6 protein-coding genes and 1 pseudogene are annotated in these 7,574 nt (G+C 75.0%); 4 read left to right on the plus strand and 3 right to left on the minus strand.

Features of this window, described 5'->3' with window-relative positions; all coding sequences use genetic code 11:
• Window positions 1-157: 157 nt before the first annotated feature.
• Both GTW08_RS15220 and GTW08_RS15225 read right to left on the minus strand, forming a co-directional pair.
• Window positions 158-3,574 carry an arabinosyltransferase domain-containing protein gene (locus tag GTW08_RS15220; RefSeq protein ID WP_073574865.1) on the minus strand — a complete coding sequence of 1,139 codons (3,417 nt, stop codon included), beginning with the start codon at window positions 3,572-3,574 and terminating at the stop codon, window positions 158-160.
• A gap of 53 nt (window positions 3,575-3,627) precedes the next feature.
• Entirely contained in the window at window positions 3,628-4,281 is a 654-nt protein-coding gene (locus tag GTW08_RS15225) for an antibiotic biosynthesis monooxygenase (RefSeq protein ID WP_073575330.1), read from the minus strand.
• A 178-nt stretch (window positions 4,282-4,459) separates the two neighbouring features.
• On the opposite strand from GTW08_RS15225, the pseudogene GTW08_RS31885 reads away from it, so the two are divergent.
• The 4 genes and pseudogenes from GTW08_RS31885 to GTW08_RS15245 form a co-directional block, all read left to right on the plus strand.
• A pseudogene (locus GTW08_RS31885) lies at window positions 4,460-4,651 on the plus strand (GNAT family N-acetyltransferase); the annotation flags it as partial.
• 483 nt (window positions 4,652-5,134) lie between these two features.
• Window positions 5,135-5,566: a hypothetical protein gene (locus GTW08_RS15235; RefSeq protein ID WP_083658273.1), complete on the plus strand. Its 432-nt coding sequence runs from the start codon at window positions 5,135-5,137 to the stop codon at window positions 5,564-5,566.
• Between the two features lie 98 nt (window positions 5,567-5,664).
• Window positions 5,665-6,621, plus strand: coding sequence for an esterase/lipase family protein (locus GTW08_RS15240; protein ID WP_073574867.1), 957 nt, complete (start codon window positions 5,665-5,667; stop codon window positions 6,619-6,621).
• 19 nt (window positions 6,622-6,640) lie between these two features.
• Window positions 6,641-7,309 (plus strand): pentapeptide repeat-containing protein, encoded by a 669-nt coding sequence (locus GTW08_RS15245; protein WP_161152100.1) that lies wholly within the window; start codon window positions 6,641-6,643, stop codon window positions 7,307-7,309.
• A 6-nt stretch (window positions 7,310-7,315) separates the two neighbouring features.
• Here GTW08_RS15245 and GTW08_RS15250 read toward each other — a convergent pair.
• On the minus strand, window positions 7,316-7,574 hold a 259-nt coding region (locus GTW08_RS15250; RefSeq protein ID WP_161152101.1), incomplete at its 5' end, for a hypothetical protein.

Raw genomic sequence — 7,574 nt, forward strand, 5'->3', positions numbered from 1 at the left:
CGAGCCCGCCGCCGAGGCCGTGCCGGCAGCCCGGGCCGTCCCGGACCGCGAGACCGGGGACGAGGCGCCCGCGGAGCGCAGGCAGTCCTCCGCGGCGCCCGCGGTCGAGTTCAGCGGCTGACCCCGCTCCCCGGGCCGGTCCGGCCCGGGCCCGCCGTCACCGGCTCGGTGACGGGATGCCCGGCGGCGGCGCCGGCAGCGGACCGGAGCTGTAGAGCCCGGAACGGTCCACGTCGCGACGTTCCAGGGTCGGGGTGACCGCGTTCGGCCGGTACGGCTGGATCGCCTGCACCTTGCCCCAGTCCCGCCCCGGGTCGCCCTCGAGGTAGGTGGGCAGCTCGGTCTGCTTGCCGATCACGGTGATCCAGCCCAGTGGGCCACCGGCCTGCGGGGACGACCACCCCTCCCCGTCGGCACGCATCTGGCTGCCGTCGGCCTGCAGCCGGTAGGCGGGGACCTCGGCGATGCCGCCGGAGGTCCGGAACGGGTGCAGGCACGGGCTGGCGAGCGACACCGGGTACTCGAGGAACATCGGCTGGTCGCCCACGACCTGTGACAACGGCGCCAGCTGCGGCGCCCGCAGCGGCGCGATGGCGAGCCAGCCGTCGGCGCCGAGCGAGTTGTCCTGCACGACCATCCGGACCTCGGTGGCCGCTCGGGCGGTCTCGGGCAGGTCGAACCGCAGCTCGCGCCACGGCATCTCCTCCACCCGGCCGTCGTCGAGGGTGGTCTGCTCGACGACGCGGACCCGCCCGTCCGACAACCGTGTCGCGTACTGGACGGTGAGCCGGTTCCCGTTGCCCAGGCGCCCGGCTGCCGTGACGACCAGCGGCGTGGTGCCGGCGCGCTGCTCGGCGGTCAGCATCACCCACGGGGTGCGCAGGGTGCCGGTGTTGCGGTCGCTGCGGGGCACGTAGCTGCCGAACGCGGGTGCCGCGTCGCTGCCGAGCCCACCGGACAGGACGTATTCGAACCCGGAGGCGCCGGTGCCGCCGCCGGTCGGCGGGATCCCGTCGCGGACGAAGCCGCTGCCCCCGCTGTTGGGGTCGAGCAGCTGCGCGTCGGGGCTGTTGGCGGGGACCACCCCCGGGGCCAGCGGTGCCGGGGTCGAGGTCGGCTCCCCCGGCGGGGGCGGCGGCGCGACGGTCGGGAGCAGCCCGGAGCGGGCCGGCGCGGCCATCCCGGTCGGCTCCGGGGCGGGGGGCAGCACGCCGTCGACGGGCCTGCGCTCGGCGAACACCTGGCTGGCGAGCCCGCAGGACCCGCCGAACGGGTGCGACAGCGCGTCGGCACCCATCGTCCACGTGCCGGAGCGGTCCTGGACGGCCGAGACCATCGACCACACGTTGAACGTGACGAGCAGCCCGCACAGCACCGCCAGCGGCGCCGAGGTTAGCCGCAGCCGCCGGGTCGCCCGCAGCGCCGATGACGCGTCGCGGCGCCAGTCCCGGGCCCGGACCCAGCGGCCGACCACCGGGATCCGCCCCAGCGCGCGTTCGACACCCGCCAACTGGTCGGGGTGTCGCTCCTCGCGGATCCCGCGCAGGTGCTCGACCCCGGCCCCCGCGGCGAGCAGCAGCGCGACGAGCAGCAGGATCGTGGAGAGTTCGTAGCCGGCGACGGTGACCTGCTCGCCGGCCCAGGGCACACCCCAGTTGTTCGTGTACCACCACAGGTTCGGCCCGGCCGCGGACAGCGCCGCCACCAGGAACACCGCGGACAGGAACGCGAGCCGGTTGCGCAGCGAGCGCAGGACGTCCGAACCGGTGGCGATCGCGGCCAGCGCCACCATGCCCGAGCCCAGACCGACCAGGTCCCCGAAGTGGTGGGTCCACTTGGTCGGGGTGAGGGCGAAGATCAGCAGCGCGATCACGGTGCTGCCGATGAGGCGCTGGGCGGGCCCGAGCGCGGCACCGGGGATCCGGTTGCGCCGGATCAGCACGACGACGCACGCCAGCAGGCAGAGGATGACCAGCAGGATCGGGAACCGACGGGCGATGGATCCGTCCGCGAGCCCCTCGAACAGCGGCGCGTAGCGCTGGGCGATCTCGGTGTACCAGGGCCAGTCCGGGCCGATGTCGGACCGCAGTCGGGTGGAGTCGACCACCGCTGCCCAGCTCTGGTCCGCCCAGGCGATCATCAGGATCGCGGTGCCGGAGGCCAGCAGCGGGGCGAGAACGGGGACGGCGCCGACCGCCCGCACCCGGGCCGACAGCAGGTGCCACAGCGGACGCACGCCGGCGATGAACGGCGCGATCGCGATCAGCCCGGCCGGGTTCGCCCCGACCGCCATCGACGCCGCGAACAGCCCCAGGGCGACCGGCAGCAGCCGCTGCAGGGCCAGCGCCCGCTCCACGCACACCAGGGCGAGCAGCGAGCACACGACGACGACCGGCTCGGGCCGCAGCCCGGAGTTGTAGGCCATCCAGAACGCCAGGAACACCATCCCGGCGGCCCAGGTCGCCGCCCGCGAGCGGCGGGCCTGACGGCCCAGGCGCGGCAGCAGGCCCCGGGAGACCAGCCACCAGGCCATGATCCCCATCAGCACCGAGGGCAGCCGCAGCCACAGCAGCGAGTCCGAGACCCGCACCCACAGCGCGTAGAGATCGTAGAACCAGCCGAACGGCGCCTCCGCGGCGTCGTACCAGCGGTAGTAGTTGCCGACGTAGCCCGAGGTCGGGACGTCGCGGACGATGCCGAGGGTGAACCCGTCGTCGGAGGTCTGGCCCCCGATCGCCGCCCACCCGACCAGCACCACCGTGACGATCAGGTCGATCGGCCGGGGCCTCGCACGGGACCACCAGCGGCGCAGCCGCGGCGGCCACCGCCCGGCGAGACCGCCGATGGCGTCGCGGCCCGCCCGGTGCGGGCTGCGGCCCAGGTGCCGGTCGACGCCGGCCAGCGCGAGCAGCGAGCCCAGCAGCGCCACCGCGGCGACGACGGTGGCCGCGGTCTTCCACACCGACGGGCTGGTGTCGAAGCGGGTGTCCGGGGTGATCCGGACCGCGGTGCCGGCCGTCGGGTCGAGCGCGGTGTCCAGGTCGGAGTAGATCCCCACGACCTGCGGCCGCAGGTCCCCCTCGAAGGTCTGCGCCCCGGAGCCCAGGTCGATCGTGGTGGACGTGCCGTCGGAGGTGATCCGGACCTCCGACGGGCCGGCCCGCAGCGGCGCCGTCGCGAGCTGCTGGCCGCGGTCGACCAGCGCCAGCTGGCCGTCGGCGACGGTCAGGACCATCCCGGAGCGGGCGCCCTCCGGCGACTCCGGCGGGACGGTCGACAGCACCGTGGCGGAGCCGTCGGCGCGGTCGTCGAGGCTGCGGATCGCGTCGGCGGGGACGACCACCGACATCGTCTCCGGGCGCAGCGCGACCAGCGGCGCGTTGACGTCGGCGGTGCCGTCCGCCACCGACGGCCAGACGATCGTGGTCGTGTGCTGCACCACGGGCAGGAAGGGCACCGCGACGGCGAGCACGAACGCCAGGAGACCGAGCCGGCCCGCCCAGTGCAGGCGTCGACGGTCGCGGAGCGTGTCGACCGGAGCCGGCGCGGCGACCGTCGCTTCGGAGGTGAGCACCGAACGACGGTAGCGGCCTCGCTCCGCGTGATCCGGGGAGCCCCCGGGGGTGATCAGCCCACCGGGACGCGGTGCCGGTCGCGGAACCGCCTGCCCTGCAGCCACCACCCCAGCACACGGGTGATCCAGGGCAGCATCACGTACACCATGACCGGGGTCAGGACGATCGTCGTGACCGCCAGCCGCGGCACGACGGGCCAGTCCGCGAGCAGCGCGCCGAGGGTCACCGTGGCCAGGAGGTTCATCGGGAAGAAGACGAGCCAGATCGTCGTCGCCTGCTTCCAGCGCGGCGGTGTGACCTGGGGCGGGCCGGCCGTCTCCACCGCGGTGGGCTGGTCGAACCAGCCCTCGATCCCGGTGCGGCGCTCGGCCCGGGTCATCTCCGCCAGGCCCTGGGCGGACCCGAGCCACCAGCGGCGCTCGGGGCTCGCCTCCCAGCGCCCGAGCGACTCCGGGGAGTCGAAGCGGGCCAGCATGTGCCACTCGTCGGAGCCGTCGCGGCTGCGGACCCAGCCGCCGCCGAGGAAGCCGGGGAACCCCTCGGCCATGAGCAGGCCGGAGCGGATCCAGGCGGTCATCTCCGCGGCGTGACCGGGGTCGGCGCGACGGGTGAACGAGACCGTGACGGGGTCGCCGCCGGTCGGAACGGGAGCGGACGCGGCGGCGGGGGTGGTGCCGTCGGCCCGGTCGCGGGTGTCGAGGGACATGCCCGTCATGGTGACCGCTGACCCGGCGGACTCCCAGCCCGGCCGCACGACATCACTCCGGGACACTCTCCGGAGCCCGCTCCCCCGCCGTCCCGCGGCGAGAGGTCCCGCCGTGCCCGTACCCGTCCTGCGCCGGGCCACGGCCCGTGACGTGCCGGCCGTCGTCGCGCTGCGGGCACGGATCGAGGCCGGCCGGCGCGGCGACGGGCTCGGGGCGACCATGGTCCGGTACGCCGTCGACGAGGCCCGTCGACGTGGCGCGGCGCTCGTCCAGCTCACCTCCGACCGGTCCCGTACCGACGCCCACCGGTTCTACGAGCGCCTCGGGTTCCTCCGGACCCACGACGGCTTCAGCCTCCCCCTGATCTGACGGCCGCTCCCCCGGGGCGGCCTCCGCCTGGTCGCGGCGGTTCGTGTGTCGTCCTTTCGTCGACGTGAAGAGCGCGTCAATGAAACATTGACCGTAGAAGGAACAGGCCACCCCGTTGTCCGGCCCCGGGACCAGCAGCACCACCGGTGCCTCGAAGCCACGGGCATCCACCTCGCCTCGCCCTGCCCTCCTCCGGTACATCGGTCCGCGGGCCCGGCGCCGTCCGCCGCATCCGGGAGGTTCAGCGGGCACAGGACCGGTCTGGTCGTGCGTGTCCGCCGGGGATGCCCGGGCCCCCACCGCGGCGGTCCGCACAGGGCCGTACAGGGCGCTGCCAGCGCCTCCTGGGCCGCCCGCCGGCGACGACCGGCACTCCGGTGTCGCCGGCGGGCGGCATTGCGGCCGTCGTGGCCCACTCCCCCGCGACACGCCGGTGTCGCGCAACGGTTGACCGCGCGTACGCGTCAATGAACCATTGACATCATGAGGTACGAGGAAGCGCAGCGCTGGCTGGAACGGGCCGACCCCTCGATCGCGAAGAAGCGGGAGTCCATCACCGAACAACTGGACGGGATGAAGGGACGGGCGGCCGACGGCGTCCTCACCCACGACGGGGCGGCCGCCTGGTACGCCCTGGTGCAGGAGATGCGCCGGCTGGCCGACTACTACGAGCGCGACCTGATCCGCACCCTGCGGGCCGGCGGGATGACCTGGAAGGAGGTCGCCGACGCCGTCCAGGCCCAGCTGTCGAGCCGACAGGCGGCCCAGGCCAAGTGGAAACGCCTGGTCGACCCGACTCGGCGGACCACCAACGGGAACATGCGCCGCGGCGGACGTCCCCGCCAGGACCAGGTCCCCCGGCACGACGGGACCACGGAGCCGGACGGGAGCACCGGGCAGGATCGGACGGAGTAGCCACCCCTCCCCCGGACGGCCCTGTCCGGTGACGGTGCGCAACCTCCGGTGACCGTCGTCGTTGATCCTCGTGACGACGGCATCCGAGGAGGCGGCTGGTGGCTGGACAGGGCAACGACCGGCGCAGGTGGGCGGCGGTCGTCTCGATCGCGGTCGCGGTGTGCACGGTCGGCCTCGCGCTGGTCCCGCCCGCCCAGGCGGCGGCACCGGAGCCCGAGCAGGTCGCGTCGGTGCAGGACCTGCTGGACCCCTCCCCGCCCGGGTCGAACGACTGGGGCTGCCGGCCGTCGGAGGCGCACCCGGAGCCGGTCGTCCTCGTCCACGGCCTCTCGGCCAACCAGGGGAACAACTGGGCCTACATGGCCCCGCAGCTGGCCCAGCGCGGTTACTGCGTGTTCTCCCTGACCTACGGCCGTAACCCCCTGGCCCCGCCGCCGCTGACCCAGGTCGGCGGGCTCGCCCCGATGGAGGACAGCGCCGCCGAGCTCGCCGCGTTCGTCGACCGGGTCCGCGGGGCCACCGGTGCCGCGAAGGTCGACATCGTCGGCCACTCCGAGGGTTCGCTGATGCCGAACCACTACGTCCGGTTCCTCGGGGGCGCCGACGAGGTCCGGCGCTACGTCGGCCTGACACCGCTCTGGGACGGCACGAGAACCGCCGGGCTGGCGTTCCTCAACCGCACCGGCGAGCAGCTCGGCCTCGGCCCGGCCGTCGGCACCGTCCTCGACCCGCTGTGCGCGTCCTGCCGTCAGTTCCTGCACGGCTCGGACTTCCTGCAGCGCATGAACTCCGACGGCGGACCCCGCGCCGGCGGCGTCGACTACACGATGATCCTCACCCGCTACGACGAGCTGGTCGTCCCCTACACCTCGGGCCTGCTCGACGGCGCGCACAACATCGTCCTGCAGGACGGCTGCCCCACCGACCTCGCCGAGCACGTCGCCGTCGCGTTCGACCCGGTCACGCTGCAGCACGTGCTCAACGCGCTCGACCCCGCCCACGCGAACCCGGTGCGCTGCCTGCCGGTGGGCCCGGACGCACCCGCCGCGTCCTGACCGTGCCACGCTGTCGCCCGTGACGGCGGTGACGACGGCGGAGGACCTGCTCGCGGCGGCCCGGGACGGCGTGGAGGTCGGCTCGGCCGTCCTCGACGAGACCGACCTGCGGGAGACCGACCTCGCCGGACTGGTCCTGCGGGGCGGTTCGCTCGCCGGGGCGGATCTGCGCGGCGTGCGGCTGGACCGGGCGCGGATCACCGGGACGTCGCTGGCCGGGGCCGATCTGCGTGAGGCGGACCTGACCGACGCCGTGCTCGGCGGGGTCGACCTGTCCGGGGCCCGGCTGGCCGGGGCGACCCTCGGCGACACCCGGTTCACCGGCTGCCGGATGATCGGCACCGTCCTGCGCGGACTGCGTGGGCTGTCGGCGTCGTTCGTCCTGGACGACTGCTCGCTGCAGCTGGCGGACCTGCGCGACGTGGCGATGCGGGGACTGCGGATCGCCGACTGCGACCTGTCCGAGGCCGACCTGTCCGGCGCCGACCTGCGCGACGTCCGGTTCGAGCGGTGCCGGCTGCGCGGCACGGTGCTGCGGTCCACCCGGCTCGACGGCGCCGACCTGCGGGGCTGCGACCTCGGCGAGGTCACCCCGGACACCCCGCGCGAGCTGCGCGGGGCGATCGTCTCCCCCACCCAGGCGGGCGCGATCTGCGCGGCGCTGGGACTGACGGTGCTCGAGCCGTAGGCCGGGTCAGCCGACGGGGCGGTCGAGGCCGCCGCGGCGCATCGCGTCCTCGACCTGGCCGGCGATCCACGGGTCGTCGTCGCACTGCGGTCCGGCCGCGGTGAGCGGGCCGAGCCGGACGACGTCCGCGGCGCGGCAGAGCGGCGAGGTGCCGGTGAGTTCGTCGTCGCCGGTCTGCTCGTCGGGGACGACGGGGCGCGAGGCGTCCGCGACCCGGTCCTGCCGGGCCGCCTCGTCGCGGTGGTAGGCGGCGAGCTCGGCGTCC

The organism is Pseudonocardia sp. SID8383, assembly GCF_009864975.1.
Classification (GTDB): domain Bacteria; phylum Actinomycetota; class Actinomycetes; order Mycobacteriales; family Pseudonocardiaceae; genus Pseudonocardia; species Pseudonocardia alni.